Raw genomic sequence first — 17,612 nt, forward strand, 5'->3', positions numbered from 1 at the left:
GCACCAGGAACGCGTTGATGTCATCCAGCGTAAAAGCCACCTTCACGAACGAAATCAGCGGGCCGTTGAGCCAGGTGAAGAAGCCCATGATGAAAAACAGCACGCCGATGATCGTCATCGGCAGCAGGCTGGATGAGCGCGGCGCTTCGCCGGCTAGCGTGACGGACGACATGAATGAACCTCTCCCCCTGGTTGAATCTGGTGCGTCAGACAACACCGCTGCCGTGCAGCGTGATCCGCTTGCGTGAGCGTGATCGAAGCAGGCGCAACGATGGCGCCTGGATCGCCTAGACGAGCGTCACCTCGACCCCCGCCTGGCGCAGCTTTTCGACCGCTGCCGCTGGCGCGCTGGAATCGGTGATCACCTGATGCAACTTGTTCACCGGCGTGATCACCGACAGGCTGCGCTGGCCGAGCTTGCTGCCATCCAGCACGGCAATGGTTTCGCGCGAGACGCGGATCATCAGCGCATTGAGCGAGGCTTCCAACGGATCGGGCGTGGTCACGCCCACCGCCGGGTCGAGGCCGTCGACGCCGAGGAACAGCCGGTCGGCGGACAGTCGCGACAAGGTCTGCTCGGCATCCGGACCCACCAGCGAATACGAGGTCGGGCGCAGCAAGCCACCCAGCATCATCACCCGCACGTTCGGCAACCCGGACAGTTCCAGCACGATGTTCAGCGCATTGGTCACCACCGTCAGCGATTCGAACTTCATGTGCCGGATCTGCCGCGCGATTTCCACGGTGGTCGAACCGGAGTCGAGGATGATCGTCTCGCCGTCGCGGATCAGCTTGGCTGCCGCCTGGCCGATGCGCAGCTTCTGCGCATGCCAGCGGGTTTCCTTGATGTTTAGCGGCGTGTCGTTCGCCGTGGTGATCTGGCCGACGGGTAGCGCACCACCGTGCGAGCGGGTAATGGCGGAAACCTGCGCCAGTGCCTCCAGGTCGCCGCGAATGGTGACGGCGGATGTGCCGAACTGTGTCGCCAGTTCCTCGACGGTAGCGCGGCCGTGTTCCTCCACAAAACTGACGATCAGACGTCGGCGTTCTTCGACCAACAGACGGCGCGAGTGTGGGAGGTCGGCTTGGGCTTTTGTCATGCGCGTTGGTCGAGGAGTCGAGTTGCGTCGCCATGGTATACGTTGCCGGATATTCCGTGTCAGATCGCCTGGCGCAGCGCCACATGGGTAATGAATCGGCCGGACTGAAGATCCGGCGCGATGGGGAAAAGCCACCGGCCGCGGCGAACTCGAATGAGCCCTTGGGTGCCGCGGCCGGCGAGGGGAACTTAATCGGTGAACGAGACGTTGATCGGGTCATGTTGCTGACCCCGATCCAGCGGCTGCTGTCCTGTGCCCGCCATGGCATGGACTTGGGTCCAAGTGGCCTTGGCAGGGTTTTAGAAGATTTCGAATGATATTGTAAGTAAATTTGATTTCGAATACCGTATTTCGTAACCTTACGGCTTCGAATTTGGACGGATTGGGGAATAATGTCAAGCGTCGGCAAGGAAACGAAAACAAATGCAGCGTTGACCGAGCTGCAGGCGCGCCCGCTGGCGAAACAGCGGGAGCTTGGCTACGCCGACACCCTGCGCGAGATCCTGCAACAGCCCGCCACCTGGCGTGATACCGCCGGCATGTCGAGAGGGGTGGCGGCGCTGCAGATCATCACCCGCACGCTGACCCCCATGCTCAGCCAGGTGGTGCTCACCGGTTCGGGCAGTTCCATGTACATCGGTGAATGCCTGGCGCCCACCCTGCAACTAGGTTTGGGCGTGCCGGTGCAGGCGATCGCCGCCGGCACGTTGCTTACGCATTGGCGCAGCGTGTTGCCACAGCAACCGGGTCTGCTGATCTCGCTGGCACGTTCCGGCGACAGCCCGGAGAGCGCGGGCGTGGTGAGCCGATTGCTGGTCGAGGCGCCGGCCTGGCGTCATCTGGTTATCACCTGCAACGCCCGCGGCAAGCTCGCCACCCGCTATGCAGACGATCCGCGGGTGACGGTGCTGGTGCTCGACGAGCGCACCAACGACCGCAGTCTGGTAATGACCAGCAGCTTCACCAATCTGTTGCTGGCCGGTACCGGCCTGGTGCAGGGACGCTCTGGCGAAGTAACGCCCGCCGCCATCGAGCGAGCGGCGACGGTCGTGCAGCGCATCTTCGCGCAGCATGCCGATGCGCTGGAGCAACTGGCCGGACGCGACTTCTCCACGGCGGTCTATCTCGGCAGCGGCGGCGCACTCGGCGCCGCGCACGAATGCGCGCTGAAGATGCTGGAGATGACCGGCGGCCAGGTGCTGACGATGGCGGAGACCTTCCTCGGCCTGCGGCATGGGCCGATGTCCGGCGTGCATCCAACGACACTCGTCTACGGATTGCTATCGCCCGATCCGGCCGTGCGCGCCTTTGAAGTCGACCTGCTGCGCGAACTCTCGCGCAAACGGCTGGGCATGGCGAAGTTGCTGATAGGCGAGGGCATTCCCGCCGATCTGGTCGGTCCCGACGATGTGGCGATCGAACTGGATGGCCTGGCGGCGCAAGCGCACGAAGAGATACCGAGCTTGCTGGCGGGTATCGCCGTTGGCCAGTTGCTGGCGTTCTTCCGCTGCCTGTCGCAGGGCGGCAAACCGGATACCCCGTCACTGGGAGTGCTGACCCGGGTGGTCGAGGACTTTGCGATCCACGAAGGCTAGCTCCACCGATCGGCCTGCCGTGAAACGAAACACAGGTTCCAGGATTCCATGAAAGCATTGCTCGACATCGTTGCACGGCATCGCTCCGGCCAGGCCGTCGGTATCAGCTCGATCTGTTCGGCGCATCCGGTGGTGCTGGATGCCGCGCTTCGCCATGGCCGCGACAGCGGCCAGTCGGTGCTGATCGAGGCGACTTCGAACCAGGTCAACCAGTTCGGCGGCTACACCGGCATGCGCCCGGTCGATTTCCACGCCTTTGTGATGGACCGCGCGGACCAGGCCGGACTGCCGCGCGAGCGCGTGCTGCTCGGTGGCGATCACCTGGGGCCGAACTGCTGGCAGGGCGAGTCCGCGGGCGTGGCGATGGTGAAGTCGGAAACGCTGATCGACGACTACGTCACCGCAGGCTTCCGCAAAATCCATCTCGACTGTTCGATGTCCTGCGCCGACGATCCGCAGGTGCTCTCCGACGCCGAAGTGGCCGCACGCGCCGCGCGCCTGGCCGCCGTCGCCGAGCGCGCCTGGCGGCGCAGCGGCGGTGAAGCGCCGGTGTACATCGTCGGCACCGAAGTACCGGTGCCGGGCGGAGCGAAAGAAGAACTGGACGGACTGCAGGTCACGCGTCCCGAGGCGATGGCGGCAACGGTGGAAGCGCACCGCAGTGCTTTCGCCGAGCGGGGCCTCGACGAGGCGTGGCAGCGTGTGGTCGGTCTGGTCGTGCAGCCTGGGGTCGAGTTCGACCATCACGATGTCGTCGACTACCAACCCGACAAGGCGCGTGCGCTCAGTGCCGCGCTTGAAGCCTTTCCCGGCCTGGTCTACGAGGCGCACTCCACCGATTACCAGACCCCCGCAGCGCTGGCCGCGCTGGTGCGCGGTCATTTCGCGATACTCAAGGTGGGTCCGGGCGTCACTTACGCGCTGCGAGAAACCTTGTGGGCGCTGTCTTTCATCGAGGACGAACTGGTGGCGGACGCGCAGCGCTCACAGTTGCGTCGCGTTGTGCTTGAGGTGATGCGTGCCGAGCCGAAGTACTGGAGCAAGTACTACACCGACGAAAGCCGTCTGGCGCTGGATCTGCAATACAGCTTGAGCGATCGCGTGCGCTACTACTGGGGGCACCCGAGGATTCGCGAAACCTGCGACAGGCTGTTGCGCAACCTGGATGGGTTAGCGCAAAAGGGTGCGTTGCCGCTGGCGCTGCTTAGTCAGTACCTGCCGCGCCAGCATGATGAGATTCGTGCCGGGCGATTGGTGAACTCGGCGGGTGAGATCCTGCGTGCGGGGGTGACGTATGTTGTGCGGCAGTATGCGGAAGCTTGTATGCAGATTTAGCTTTGCTCCCTCTCCCCTCCGGGGAGAGGGCTGGGGTGAGGGGTCAACCTCGCGAAGATGTAGATGCGCAGCGTGAGCGCATCTAAGACATGACGCTGTAGCCATGACGTTCGAGGCAAGCGCAGCCCCTCACCCCAACCCTCTCCCCAAAGGGGAGAGGGAGCAAAAGCACGAGGCGCCACGCTCTTCCCCCTCTCCCCTCCGGGGAGAGGGCTGGGGTGAGGGGTCAACCTCGCGAAGAAGTGGATGCGCAGCGTGAGTGCATCCAAGAGACACAACGCTGTAGCCACAAAGTTCGAGGCAAGCGCGGCCCCTCACCCCAACCCTCTCCCCGGAGGGGAGAGGGAGCAAAAGCACGGGGCGCAACGCTCTTCCCCCTCTCCCCTTCGGGGAGAGGGCTGGGGTGAGGGGTCAACCTCGCGAAGATGTAGATGCGCAGCGTGAGCGCATCTAAGAAGACACAACGCTGTAGCCACGAAGTTCGAGGCAAGCGCAGCCCCTCACCCCAACCCTCTCCCCGAAGGGGAGAGGGAGCAAAGCGCTACACCGCATGCCCTTCGACAAACACCTGGCTCAACGCATATTGCTCATCAAGCACCACCAAGTCCGCACACGCCCCAGAACGAATCACACCGCGATCATCGACGCCCAAATATTCCGCGGGATAACGCGACAACCGATTCGACGCATCACCCACATCCAACCCAATCGAAATCAGATTGCGCAACGCCTGATCCATCGTGAGCGCACTGCCGGCGAGCGAGTCGCCATTCGCGAGCCGCACGCAACCGGCGCATTTATGGACACTCTGCGTGCCCAGGCGATAGGTCCCATCCGGCATGTCGGTGGCCGCGGTGGCATCGGTGATGCAATACAGGCGCGGAATCGAACGCAGCGCCGCATGCATCGCACCCGGATGAACGTGCGCGAGATCCGGAATCAGTTCCGCGTATTCGCCATGAGCCAGGGCCGCTGTGGCGACACCGGGTTCGCGGTGATTGACGCCTGTCATGCCATTGAACAGGTGGGTGAATCCCGCCGCTCCCGCGCGCAGTGCGGCGACGGTCTGGTCGTAGTCGGCGGCGCTGTGCCCGATCTGCACGCGGATGCCGAGCGCGGTCAGTGCGGGAATGAGCTCCATGTGCCCGGGGATTTCCGGCGCCATCGTCAGCACCCGGATCGGCGTGATCGCGTGCAGCGACTCCACCTGCTGCAGCGTGGCGGTCGCGACGCAATTGGGCTGGGCGCCGAGGCGTTGGGCGCTGATGAAGGGGCCTTCCAGATGCGTACCCAGCACGCGCGCCGCGTCCGGAGCCGGCGCGGCCTTGACGCGCTCGATGCCGTGCAAGGCTTGGGTGATGCGCTCGATGCTGTCGGTCATGGTGGTCGCCAACAGCGCGGTGGTGCCATGCCGCGCATGGGCGCGGGCAATCGTCTGCGCGCTGTCGCCACCTTCCATCACATCGACGCCGCGCGCACCGTGCACGTGCAGGTCGATGAAGCCCGGCAGGATCACGGGGAGATTTGAAGTGCCGGCTTTGCGGACCAGCTCTTCGTACGGCAGCGACTGCAGTTCGCGAATCCGCCCGTCGAATGCCACCGCGCCCATGAGCCAGCCTGCGGGCGTGAAAACTCGTCCATACACTTGCCGCAACATGGCCTGCACCTCAGTGATTTTGACGCGCCAGAATCGCTGCGCCGCGGGTACCGCTGGCATCACCGAAGACTGGACGAAGAATGGGAGGCGTGCGCGGACCCGCAAACAGATGCGTGGCAATCAGCGCGGGCAAGCGGGTATAGAGCTGATCCAGCTTGGACAGGCCGCCGCCGAGCACGATGGCATGCGGATCCAGATGCAGGATTAGCGTCGCGATGCCGTGCGCGAGTACCGCGATATGCACGTCCAGGGTGTGCCGGGCCGCTGCGTTGCCGTCGCTGGCCTGGCAGACGATCTGTACGGCATCGAGCCGTTGCCCGGTGAAATGCGCATGGATGGCGCTGATGCCGCTGCCGGAGGCGTATCGCTCGATGCAGCCGCGCAGGCCGCACGGACAATCCAGCACCGGCAGCCGATAGCGATCGAGCGTCACGGCTGGAACCGGCACATGGCCCACATCACCCAGCGTGCCGTTCATGCCGCGAATCAGGCGTTGCTCCACGCAATAGCCGCCGCCCATGCCGGTGCCGAGGATCAGGCCGAACATCGTGGGCGCATCCGCGGCCGCGCCGCCGTTGGCTTCGGAAAGCGCGAAGCATTGGCAATCGTTGCCGATCGCGATCGGGCGTTGCAGGCGTTCGGTCAGCAGGGCGGCCAGGTTCTGGTTGGTCAGCGCCGGCACATTGGCACTCAGATGGCGGCCACTGACCGGGTCGACGATGCCCGGCAAGCCAACCCCGATATGGCCCTGTTCGCCGACCTGCGCATCGGCCTGGTGAACCAGCGCCACCACGGCATCCAGGAACTGCCCCAGATCCTGGGTCGGGGTGGGGATTCGCCACTGGTGCACAAGGCGCAGTTCGTCGTCGTAGCAGGCCAGCTCGATCTTGGTGCCGCCGATATCGAAGCCGTAATAGTGATGTGCCTTGCTCATGCCCGGTGGCCGCCCTTGAAGCTGTCGAGTCTTTTCGATCGACGCAAAGAAATGTGCATGGGTATCAGAAGAAAGATTTGATCACGCGTGGCCGTGCAGGCCACCACCCCACACCCTCCCCGAACTTTGCGCCTTCCGCCCCCTCTTGCCGCACGGAACCTGAGGGCGTGTGACAGGGCATGCGCGTAAGCGTCGGAAGGGTGGCTGGGCATGGGATGGCCGGTCGGTAGGGAATTGTACTATCAACGAAAGAATGCGAAGTCTAGCAACGGAGAAAAAATTAGCATTTCTGTTGATTGTTGACATGTCTTTCACGCAATGATAGAAAACGTAACAATACGAAGGATAACTGCCGTCGAGGCCTCATGCTTGGGCCGGTACCCGCCAAGCCGAAGAAGCCCCTGCGACGTAACACCTGAATCCAATGTTGTTCGGCTGGGGAGATTGGGATGTTGGTTCGTACCTGCGCCGCCGTCGGGGCGGTAGACAAGCCTTTCCCTGCACTGCATGTGCACCGTGCGCTGCCCGCCAAGGCGGCGCTGTTCGCATCGAGCAGCCGTCCGTCGAGTTGATCCATGGCAAAGCCTTATTCGCCAGCTTGGTGGAGAGCGGCGAGTGGGCAGGTCATCCAGCGACTCGGCATCCAGAACTGGACATTCACCTTACAAGCAAGACGCGGCGGTTGAACAAGCCGGCTGAACCCGGCTTTCGACCAGCACACGTCACATAAAACCGATACCACCGGGGAGGAAGTTTCTACGATGAAAAGCTGTATCAACCGATCATTGATTGCGTCGGCCATCGCACTGGCGCTGGTCCAGGCAACGGGGGTTGCCTGGGCGCAGAGCACGACGGCACCGGGTCCGGCGAATAACACGGCTGCACCATCACCGGCTGCAAGCACGCCACCCAGCTCGGCTAATGCGACAGAACTCGATGCGGTCGTGGTGACCGGCTCCCGCGTGCAAACCACGGTCGGCAAAAGCACGACCCCGGTACAGGTGGTCAGTGGCGCCACCTTGCAGGCCACCGGCCAGACCAACCTGCGCGACGCGCTGATCGAACTGCAGCCGTCGATTACCCGCACCTCCTTCGGCTCCGACAACGCGGAACTCACCGACGCCCTGCAGATGGACGGCCTCAGTCCCGACCATGTGCTGGTGCTGGTCAACGGCAAGCGTCGCCATGGTTCGGCGAACATGGTGGAGGACGGCGGCCTGGATCAGGGTTCGACCGGCGTGGATCTGGACATGATCCCCACCGATCTGATCGACCACATCGAAATCCTGCGTGATGGCGCGGCGGCACAGTACGGTTCGGACGCGATCGCCGGCGTGATCAACATCATCCTCAAGGACCAGACCACGGGCGGCTCGGTGTCGAGCACCAACGGACAGACCTACCAGGGTGATGGTTTCCGCAGCACCGAAACCGCCAGCCTGGCGACGACGCTGGGCGAAAACGGATTCCTGGACCTGAGCGCCGAATACGACCGCATCAACCACACCATCCGCACCGGTCCGGATTACGCGGATGGCGCCTACGGCTATGGCCCGGCTGCTCCGTATGTTGCGGCACATGGCTACAGCCCACCGTTCCCGATCGGTCCGGCGTACCGGAACCTGACCACGGGCGATACGGCCAGCACGCGCCAGCTGTTCGGCTTCAATGCCGGCTATGACTTCACCAATGACGTGGAAGCGTATGCCTTCGGCACCTTCGGTCATCGCTACGCCGAATCCTACGAGAACTATCGTCCGCCCTTCGTGGAACCCACCGTCTATCCGGGCGGCTTCACCCCCATCTTCACCGACGACGAAAACGATTACTCGATCACCGGTGGCGTGAAGGACAGCAACTTCTACGGCTGGGATGCCGATCTGAGTACCACCTACGGTGGCGATCGCAACAACCTCGGCCTGATCCACTCGATCAATGAATCGGTCACCGACTCGCCGACCAGTTTCGATCTGGGTCCAGTCAGCAATTCGCAGCTGACCACCAACCTCGACTTCACCAAGCCGTTCCAGCTGTCGATGTTCGCCCAGCCGCTGAACTTCTCCTTCGGCTTCGAGCAGCGGCGCGAGACCTACCAGATCCAGTCAGGCGACGTGTATTCGTATGAAGACGGCGGTCCCTCGTCGGAGACCGGCTTCAATCCGCTCAATGCCGGATCGTGGGAGCGCAATGTCTTCGGCGCCTACGTCGACTTCGCCACGCACATCACCGATCAGTGGCAGGCCGATTTGTCCGGTCGCTATGAGCACTACAGCGATTTCGGCGCGACCCGCAACGAGAAGTTCTCCACCCGCTACGACTTCACGCCGAAGATCGCCGTGCGCGCCAGCGCCAGTACCGGCTTCCATGCACCATCGCTGGCCGAGGAACACTTCTCAACGCTCGCCGTGGGTGCGTTCAGCGCCACCGGCCAGCTGGCGCCCAACTCGCCGGCCGCCGCCGCGCTGGGTGCGCAACCGCTGAAGCCGGAGCAGTCGACCAACCTCAACGTCGGTCTGGTGCTGAATCCGCTGGATAACTGGAACATCACGGTGGATGCGTACCAGATCGATATCCGTCACCGCATCGTCGCCGGTGGTTCGGAGTCCGGCGAGACCGCGCTGAATGCCTTGGCCGACGCCGGCATTTCCGTTCCCGGCATCCCGGCGGGCAATGTCAGCGTGTGGTACTTCACCAACGGCGCTGACACCCGCACCCGCGGCGCAGATATAACCAGCGTCTACCACTCCGATTACGGCAGCTTCGGCAAGGTGGACTGGAACTTCTCGGCGAACATCAACGATACCCGCGTCACCAACGTGGCGACCAATGCGTCCGGCGAGCCGGAGCTGAACCTGCAGCAGATCAGTTATCTCACCTCGTCGACGCCGCGCAGCCGCGTGATCTTCGGTCCCGCCTGGCACGTGGGCAACTGGAGCGTGACCGTGCATGAAAACCGCTGGGGCTCCACCAGCGACCAGCTGACCTATTCGTCGGGGCCGGATGCGTGGTCGATCACCGACTTCTACAACCAGCACAACGCGCCGATGTACACCACCGACTTCGATGTCAGCTACAGCATCAACAAGCATCTGCAGGTGGCGGTCGGTGCCAACAACGCGTTCAACAAGTATCCGTCGCGCATCCCGTACATCGTGGCGGTGGAAGGTCAGCAGTATGACCTCTTGAACTCGCAGGCCGGCTGGGACGGCGGGTATTACTACGCACGCATCCGTTATTCGTTCTAACGCAACGCTGAGTAGCGCCGGTTGACGCAGGCCATGGACGGCCGGCGTCAACCGGCAACACAGCAAGTCGGGAAACGCGCGGACATGCCTGATCGACATCTTGCCAAGCAGCCACCAGGGCGGTTCGAATGGACCGCCTCATTCATTTCCAATAACGCCCTCTGATGTTGCCGACCCGACGCGCCATGAACATCGCACGCCTTCTCTTCTGCCTGTCCCTTTGCAGCGTGGCGTCAGTCGTGCTGGCCGCGTCGCCGCCCACACCGCCGTTGATTCCGTTGCCCGCGCAGTTTGCTTACGCCGAGGGCAGCTTCGAGGTGCGTGCCGATACGCCGATTGTCGTCAGCGACCATGATGTTTCGACCCGGCAGACGGCCGATTACCTGGCCGGACTGCTTTCCCGCACGCGCGGTCTGTCCCTGCACGTGACGTCGGCAGCTGGCCCGGCGCACGCCATCGTTCTGCAGCGCGATCCACAGGCGCCGGTGGCGGAGCAGGAAGGTTACGCCCTGGACGTCACGCCGCAGGGTATTCGCATCGTCGCCCGCGACGACGCCGGTCTGTTCTATGGCGCAATCACGCTCTGGCAATTGCTGACACCCGATGCGCAGCATGGCGCTGTGCGCGTGCCAGCCATACATATCCGCGATTGGCCACGCTTCCGCTGGCGCGGCCTGATGCTGGATTCGGCCCGCCACTTCCAGTCGGTGGCCGAGGTTGAAACCCTGCTCGACCAGATGGCCCAGCACAAACTCAATGTCTTCCACTGGCATCTGACCGATGACCAGGGCTGGCGCATCGAGATCAAGCGTTACCCCGAGCTCACCCGCATCGGCGCGTGGCGCACGCCGCCCGACGCCGGCCACGACGGCGAGCCGTTGCGCTACGGCGGTTTCTACACGCAGGAACAGATTCGCCAGGTCGTCGCGTTCGCCGCGGCGCGGCACATCACCATCGTGCCGGAGATCGACATGCCCGGCCACGCGATGGCGGCGATTGCCGCCTATCCGCAGATCGGCGTTACCGGCCAGCGTCCGGCGGTGTCGGTGCAGTGGGGCGTGCATCCCTGGCTCTACAACGTGGACGATGCGACCTTCCAGTTCATCGACAACGTGCTCGATGAAGTGATGGCCTTGTTCCCTTCGACATATATCCATGTCGGCGGCGACGAAGCGGCCAAGCAGCAATGGAAAAACTCACCTGCGGTGCAAGCGAAGATGCGCGCGCTGGGCATCAAGAACGAGGATGCGCTGCAGGGCTGGTTTATCGGCCGCATCGGCAGCTATCTCGCCGCGCACGGGCGCAAGCTGGTCGGCTGGGACGAGATTCTTGAAGGCGACAACGTGCCGGCCGACGCCACCGTGATGTCCTGGCGCGGCATCGATGGCGCGGTCGCGGCCGCCAAGGCAGGGCACGACGCGGTGCTGTCGCCGTCGCCGCAGCTGTATTTCGACTATGTGCAAAGCGAGCACACCGACAAGTATGCCGGCCGCCTCCCGGCGATCAGCCTGGAGAGCGTGTACACCTACGAGCCGGTGCCGAAGGCACTCGATGCGGGGCAGGCCAAACACGTGCTGGGTGCGCAGGCGAACGTGTGGACCGAGATCACCAACGCGATGGTGCACGTGGAGCATGCGACGTTCCCGCGGCTGGATGCGTTGAGCGAAGTGGTGTGGTCGCCCGCCGCGTCGCGCCAATGGACCGATTTTCTGAATCGCCTGGTACCGCAGCTCGCGCGCTATCGCGTGCAGGACATTGGCTACGCCGATAGCGCCTTTGCGCCCTACATCGACGTCGATCGCAATCAGGCGCTGCGCGACGGCAGTGCGCAGGTAACGTTGTCCAACCAGGCCGGCTACGGCGCAATCCACTACACCGTGGATGGCAGCACGCCCGATCTGCACGCGCCGTTGTATCGCGCGCCGTTCACGCTCAAGCTGCCGGCCACCGCGCGTGCCGCCACTTTTGCCGCCGACGGCAGCGTCTTGGCCGCAGCACGCGAACGCGTGCTGGACCGGGCCAGCCTGCTCAGTTTCAACGGCGATGAACTGGTGAATTGCCCCGGCAGCGATTTCCGCCAGCGCGAGCAGCCGACACCCGACGCCGTGTCCACGCAGCCGGTCTACGCCGTCAATCTATATGACAGCTGCCAGCAGCTTCCGGCCACGCGAATGGATGGCGTAGGGGCGCTCCACGTCGATATTGTGCGGCTGGAAAACAATTTCCTGTTGACCTACGAAACCCGCCACCAGGTGTTGCATCCGAGCAGTACGCGGTTCGGCGAACTGGTCGTGCATTGGGATCGTTGCGACGGCCCGTTGCTGGCGACGCTGCCGCTGCCGGATCCGACGCGCAGCCCGCGCCAGTTCTCGCTGGAAGTGACGTTGAAGCAACCGCCGCACGGTGAACATGCCATGTGCCTGATCTACCAGACGCCCGCCGATGGCCCGTTGTACGTGTTTGAACGGGTGGCGCTGGTGCCGGCCACCAGCGACATGTCGGCGGTGCATTGAATAGGGTGGGGCGTTTCATCCCACCGACAGACGAGATCTCTCCATGCATGTAGCTTGTTTACTTGGCGATCGCGGCACACACGGACGACGTGTGCACGTCTGTTCCGTACTTGCCATGGTGGCCGTCACCCTTGGATTGGCTGCTGGCACGGCGGCGTTTGCGAGCGGAACCGACGCCGCTGTTCTGAAGCTCGGCAAAGACGCGTCGAGCCTCGGCAACGGGGCGATTTCCGCTTCATGGAAAATCGCCGACGGCCACCTGGGTGACATGGTCATCGCCAACCAGGCCGGCGGTCCGCCACTCAGCATCGCCGCGCCGTTCGCGCTCGTGCTCGCCGATGGCACGACCATCACGCCGGCAGACATGCTGCTGGCCGGCACGCCCGGCAAACGTGATTTGATCGCCGACGCCAAGGCCTCACGCCTTGCCGAGCACTTTGCAGGACAGGACGCCGCCGCCAGCTTCCGCGATGCCGACGGCCGTTTTCGCATCGACTGGCAGCTGCAACAGCGCGACGGTTCGGCCTATCTGCGCGAACTGGTCACGATCACCGCGTTGAAGCAGGATGAAGCGATCACGCAAGTGCAACTGCTCGATACCAACCACGCCGATGACGCCGTGGTGGATGGTGACGTGAACGGCTCGCCGGTCGTGTTTGGAAATTACTATGTGGGTTTCGAGAATCCGCTCTCGGTAAGCGAGGTGCACGGCCCGCGCGTGAAGCTGTACATCAAGCGCAGCCTGCCGTTGCGCAAGGGCCAGTCGATCGCGTATTCCGCAGTCGTCGGCGTCGCCCGCGATGGGCAATTGCGGCGCGATTTCGCCACGTATGTCGAACGCGAACGCGCGCATCCCTATCGCCCCTTCCTCAATTACAACTCGTGGTACGACATCGGCTATCTCACGCCCTATACGCAGGCGCAGGCGCTTGATCGCATCCATGCGATCGGTGAGGAACTGAGCGTCAAGCGTGGCGTGAAACTCGATTCCTTCCTGTTCGACGATGGCTGGGACGATCTTTCGGGCAGCTGGAATTTCAGCAAGAACTTCCCGCAGGGCTTCGTGCCGCTGAAAGAGGCCGCGGCGAAGTATGGCGCGGCCCCGGGTATCTGGCTGTCACCATGGGGTGGTTATGCCGCGCCAAAAGAAGCGCGCGTAAAGAACGGCCGGGCGGCGGGCTATGAAATCATCAATGATGGTTTTGCCCTGTCGGGGCCCAGGTATTACCAGCGCTTCCACAGCGTGGTGATGAACCTGCTCAACCAGGATGGCATCAATCAGTTCAAGTTCGATGGCACCGGCAATGCCGACAGCGTGTTTCCGGGTAGCCGCTTCGGCAGCGATTTCGACGCGGCGATCGCCTTGATCCAGGATATCCGCGCCGACCAGCCCGACACCTTTATCAACCTCACCACCGGCACCTGGGCGTCGCCGTTCTGGCTGCGCTACGCCGATTCCATCTGGCGCGGCGGCGAGGACAGCTACCTCACGGGCGTCGGCCCGGACCGCGAGCGCTGGATCACCTATCGCGATGCGCAGACGTACCACAACATCGTGCAGAAGGGACCGTTGTTTCCGCTCAACTCCTTGATGCTCCACGGCATCATCTACGCGCAGATGAACAAGCGGCTGAGCACCGATCCGGGCCACGACTTCCCCAACGAAGTGCATTCGTACTTCGCTACCGGTACGCAACTGCAAGAGATGTACATCACCCCGGCCCTGTTGAGCGAACAGGACTGGGATACGCTGGCTGAGGCGGCCAAGTGGTCGCGCGCCAACGCCGACGTACTGCGCGACACGCACTGGATCGGCGGCGATCCGGCGCGCCTGGACGTCTATGGTTGGGCCGCATGGTCACCGCAGAAGGCCATCATCACCTTCCGCAATCCGGACAACCATCCACGCCTGGCGGAGATCGACCTGCAACGCCAGCTGGAACTGCCCCAGGGCGCTGCGCGCCATTTCCAGGTACGTGATGTCTGGAAAACCGGTGGCGACAATGTGCCGCAGCAGCTGGACGCCGATCAGGTGAGCGCCATCAAGCTGGCGCCGTTCGAGGTAGTGACGCTGGAGTTGACGCCGACAGTAGAACGTTGAAGTCGGCAGCGTAGTGCCGGATGGCCCTTTCGCGTGCGGGAGCGTCGGCGCATGATTGCGCCCACTTCGGGTATGCCATCCGACACTCCTCGACATCCATGAATCTTTCAATTATTTCAATTCGCGGCGTTGCGATGGCCTGGCTGGTAGGTGCGATCCTCTTGCACCCGCCATTACTTCTCGCGGCAAACCCCATTCAAAACAATGCGCCGGATAAAGAAGTCGAACTATTGATGGAGCGGGTGGGGCCACCCTCACCGCTTGCCATCAAAACCTTCGAACAGGCGGGCATGCTCGAAGTGAAACCGCACACGCTGACGAGTGACGAGCGGCTGAAAGTCGAGCGCGCGCTGGTCGCGCTTCCCGCCCTCCATCAGCGCGTGCTGCTGGACAAGCTGGATCACCTCGCCTTCGTCGATGGGATCCCCGGCGAAGGCACAGGGCTGACATCGCCGGGCGAACACGCCGGTCACTATGACATCACCCTTCGCGCGAGCCTTATCAACGAATCGCTGTCGACCTTCCTGACGACCAAAGAGCGACGGGATTTCTCAAGCAGCGGTGGCGAGACGACGGTGACGATGGATGGGCAGGGCGTCGACGCGCTTCACTATGTGCTGTTGCACGAGTCGACCCACGTGGTGGATCGCACCTGCCACATCACTGACGATAAAAACTCGCTGTTCACCGCAGGCATATGGATTGAGGCGCACAAGCTGGTGCCCTCACTCGCGTCGACGGTATTAAATGAAACCTACTTTCGAACCGGCAAGCCCTTCGGGATTGAAAAAGCCGCCACCGTCTACGACGCCTTGTCAAAGAGTCCGTTCGTAAGTCTGTATTCAACCGCCTCCTCGGCAGAAGACTTTGCCGAGTTGGTGGCGTGGCATGAAGTTCGTCGTGATGGCGGCGCGCTGACCATCGAGCTAGGCGCGGATGCCCAGTGGCGCCCGCTCGCTTTTGCGGGCGTCGACAAGCGCTTCAAGTATGTCGACGATCTGCTGGCGCATCCCCGGCGGTATGGATGTGCGAACTACGCAAGCTGACCCGCGACATGCGTAATGTTTATCGCTTCGACCGAATTCCGTTGGGTTACGCTGCGCTAACCCAACCTACACATCTGGCGGGAAATAAAGGCACGGCGGATGCCCAGTGGCGACCTCTTTCCTTTGCGGACGTCGACATGCGCTTCAAGTACGTCGACGATCTGCTGGCGTATCCCCAGCGGTATGGATGTGCGAACTACGCAGACAGGCGTAGGTTGGGTTAGCGCAGCGTAACCCAACGATGTTTGTCGCTTCGATGGAGCACCGTTGGGTTACGCTGCGCTAACCCAACCTACCCAACCTACCCGACCTGCGCCAAGGTTTGTTTTATGGGGGTGGTTCGCCGTTTGGGTTGATGCTTTTGGGGTCGCATGCCCAATCGGGGGAGAGGTGCCCTTGCCGTATGTATCGATGTATGGATGAGTAGGGCCAATCGCTGGCGCGGGCTACGTGACCATGTTTGACCGGGTTGATGTGTACGTAGTCGAGATGATTCTGGAGGTCTTGTTCGTCTCTTATTTGATGTTCCCAGAAGCGACGCTGCCAGATGCCGCGTTCATGTTTGCGCTGTCTGGATTGACCGATGGTTTCTTGTCGTTCGATGGAGCTTGAGAAGCGGTGTTTGATGAGCCGCCAGCGTTTTGAGTAATCCGCATCGTGATCCGGCATGGTCCAGATGGCGTGCATGTGGTCGGGCAGCACGACCCAGGCAAGGATGTGAAAGGGGTGATGTTTCTTGATGTGTCGAACGGCGGCGCGTAACGCATCGACGCGTTTGGTAAGAAGTGCGCTGCTGCGGTCGGCGAGATTGACGGTGAAGAAGTAGGTGCCACCCGGCGTCTTGGCGCGTCTATAGCGCATGGGCCACTCCTTGGCCTGATGGTCGGTGTACGTTGGGGTCGGTTGGGGTAGGTTGGGTTAGCGAAGCGTAACCCAACGGAATTTCAAGTGGGTTTGACGGCATCCAGGATCTCGTGCAACTGCCTGGCATGGTTTTCGTAACACATGCCGAGCAACGAGCGGGTGATATGCAGAGGTTGGTCCTCTTCACTTTGCGTGGTGACAAAGGCAATCTCGGCCATCAGGTAAAACTGATCGCGCAACATTTCCAGTTGACGGCGACCTTCTCTGGTCAGCAGATAGCCGGGCCCCGGCAAACCTGCCCGCTTTGCTTGATTCATGGCATCACTCCATTGTTAATGACGCGAATGGCCCATCGGATCCACGTGATCGGCCGATACGCCGCACGCATCCATGGCTTCAGCGATGCCCACGGACATCTCCAGGAAGTACTGCGAAAACGCCAACGAGATCATGTGCATGCTTTCATCGCACGAGCAGGCGCACAGGATGAGTTCGGCGAGCATGTCCAATTCGTCGCGAATCCGGCCCAGCTCGACCAGCGCGGATTCGGGGAGGCGGTAGTACGGCTCGCTGGTATACGGCGAGGTATGGGTTTTTGCTGGCATGAGATCTCTCTTGCACGTGTTGCTATGCGTCTGTGTGATGCGCATGGGTGCGACCGCGATGTACGCGCCATCGCTGGCTTCAGTGGCGGGATGAACGACGGCCGCCGCGATGCCGAAGCATCGATGGGCATCGAACTTCGAACATTTCCGAAAAAGGCGGCACGCCCCGTGGGGGCAGCGTGCCGCAAAGGGCCGTCATACGGACACGCGCGGGTTATCCACCCTGCTCAGAGCGGAGCGTGTCGACGTAGTGACGCAGGAAGTAGAGGGCGGCGTTCAGGCCGTTGAGCTGGGCCGGATCGAGCGGAAAAAGGCCGCTTTTCTCGCCGTTTTGATGTTTTTGCTGGAAGGCACGATGCGTTTTCAGCATCCCTTCGATCACCGTCGCGGCGAGCGCCGTGCCGGCCAGTCGCTGGACGTGGGTCAGCCGCCGTTCCCGCGCCAAACTCAGCGGATAGAGCGTGCCGTCGATCGATGCAGTGGATGAAGTGCGGGGTTCGTTGCGAACCGGAGCGTGCGTGCGTGCCGTATGATTAACGGAGGCCATGATTAACACTCTCGATGTTGATTGTGGTTTAGCGGGTCGTGGGAGCTGGTACCTCTCACGATCTGCGCCT

15 protein-coding genes are annotated in these 17,612 nt (G+C 62.6%); 8 read left to right on the forward strand and 7 right to left on the reverse strand.

What is annotated here, in order from left to right; all coding sequences use genetic code 11:
- Positions 1–287 precede the first annotated feature (287 nt).
- Positions 288–1,100, reverse strand: coding sequence for a DeoR/GlpR family DNA-binding transcription regulator (locus ISP19_RS01735; RefSeq protein WP_204679009.1), 813 nt, complete (start codon positions 1,098–1,100; stop codon positions 288–290).
- Between the two features lie 56 nt (positions 1,101–1,156).
- Between ISP19_RS01735 and ISP19_RS01740 the strand changes: the two genes are divergently transcribed.
- From ISP19_RS01740 to ISP19_RS01750, 3 genes are all read left to right on the forward strand, one after another.
- Positions 1,157–1,417 (forward strand): hypothetical protein, encoded by a 261-nt coding sequence (locus ISP19_RS01740; protein WP_204679010.1) that lies wholly within the window; start codon positions 1,157–1,159, stop codon positions 1,415–1,417.
- Between the two features lie 75 nt (positions 1,418–1,492).
- The gene (locus ISP19_RS01745) at positions 1,493–2,695 is read left to right on the forward strand and encodes an SIS domain-containing protein (protein WP_239556386.1); all 1,203 of its coding nucleotides are present in this window, start codon (positions 1,493–1,495) and stop codon (positions 2,693–2,695) included.
- Between the two features lie 48 nt (positions 2,696–2,743).
- Positions 2,744–4,030 (forward strand): D-tagatose-bisphosphate aldolase, class II, non-catalytic subunit, encoded by a 1,287-nt coding sequence (locus ISP19_RS01750; protein WP_204679016.1) that lies wholly within the window; start codon positions 2,744–2,746, stop codon positions 4,028–4,030.
- Between the two features lie 541 nt (positions 4,031–4,571).
- On the opposite strand, the gene nagA is transcribed toward ISP19_RS01750, so the two are convergent.
- Both nagA and ISP19_RS01760 read right to left on the reverse strand, forming a co-directional pair.
- Positions 4,572–5,687 (reverse strand): N-acetylglucosamine-6-phosphate deacetylase, encoded by a 1,116-nt coding sequence (gene nagA / locus ISP19_RS01755; RefSeq protein ID WP_204679024.1) that lies wholly within the window; start codon positions 5,685–5,687, stop codon positions 4,572–4,574.
- A 10-nt stretch (positions 5,688–5,697) separates the two neighbouring features.
- A complete protein-coding gene (locus ISP19_RS01760) occupies positions 5,698–6,621 on the reverse strand; it encodes an ROK family protein (protein WP_204679026.1) in 924 nt (307 codons plus the stop codon).
- A 449-nt stretch (positions 6,622–7,070) separates the two neighbouring features.
- On the opposite strand from ISP19_RS01760, the gene ISP19_RS21385 reads away from it, so the two are divergent.
- The 5 genes from ISP19_RS21385 (at position 7,071) to ISP19_RS01780 (ending at position 15,526) form a co-directional block, all read left to right on the forward strand.
- Entirely contained in the window at positions 7,071–7,193 is a 123-nt protein-coding gene (locus ISP19_RS21385) for a hypothetical protein (RefSeq protein ID WP_275577094.1), read from the forward strand.
- 189 nt (positions 7,194–7,382) lie between these two features.
- A complete protein-coding gene (locus tag ISP19_RS01765) occupies positions 7,383–9,866 on the forward strand; it encodes a TonB-dependent receptor plug domain-containing protein (RefSeq protein ID WP_204679028.1) in 2,484 nt (827 codons plus the stop codon).
- Positions 9,867–10,051: 185 nt separating this feature from the next.
- A complete protein-coding gene (locus tag ISP19_RS01770; RefSeq protein ID WP_204679030.1) occupies positions 10,052–12,379 on the forward strand; it encodes a beta-N-acetylhexosaminidase in 2,328 nt (775 codons plus the stop codon).
- A 43-nt stretch (positions 12,380–12,422) separates the two neighbouring features.
- Entirely contained in the window at positions 12,423–14,480 is a 2,058-nt protein-coding gene (locus ISP19_RS01775; RefSeq protein ID WP_204679032.1) for an alpha-galactosidase, read from the forward strand.
- A gap of 98 nt (positions 14,481–14,578) precedes the next feature.
- Complete coding sequence (locus ISP19_RS01780) at positions 14,579–15,526, forward strand: hypothetical protein (protein ID WP_204679035.1); 948 nt, start codon at positions 14,579–14,581, stop codon at positions 15,524–15,526.
- A 327-nt stretch (positions 15,527–15,853) separates the two neighbouring features.
- Here the strand turns inward: ISP19_RS01780 and ISP19_RS01785 are convergent, their stop codons facing one another.
- From ISP19_RS01785 to ISP19_RS01800, 4 genes are all read right to left on the reverse strand, one after another.
- A complete protein-coding gene (locus ISP19_RS01785; protein WP_204679037.1) occupies positions 15,854–16,387 on the reverse strand; it encodes an REP-associated tyrosine transposase in 534 nt (177 codons plus the stop codon).
- Between the two features lie 83 nt (positions 16,388–16,470).
- Positions 16,471–16,707: an XAC0095 family protein gene (locus ISP19_RS01790; protein ID WP_204679039.1), complete on the reverse strand. Its 237-nt coding sequence runs from the start codon at positions 16,705–16,707 to the stop codon at positions 16,471–16,473.
- Positions 16,708–16,722: 15 nt separating this feature from the next.
- The gene (locus ISP19_RS01795) at positions 16,723–16,995 is read right to left on the reverse strand and encodes an XAC0095 family protein (protein WP_204679041.1); all 273 of its coding nucleotides are present in this window, start codon (positions 16,993–16,995) and stop codon (positions 16,723–16,725) included.
- Positions 16,996–17,209: 214 nt separating this feature from the next.
- A complete protein-coding gene (locus ISP19_RS01800; protein ID WP_204679043.1) occupies positions 17,210–17,542 on the reverse strand; it encodes a hypothetical protein in 333 nt (110 codons plus the stop codon).
- Positions 17,543–17,612: the final 70 nt, after the last annotated feature.

The sequence above is a fragment of the Dyella flava genome, assembly GCF_016904955.1.
GTDB classification, from domain to species: domain Bacteria; phylum Pseudomonadota; class Gammaproteobacteria; order Xanthomonadales; family Rhodanobacteraceae; genus Dyella_B; species Dyella_B flava.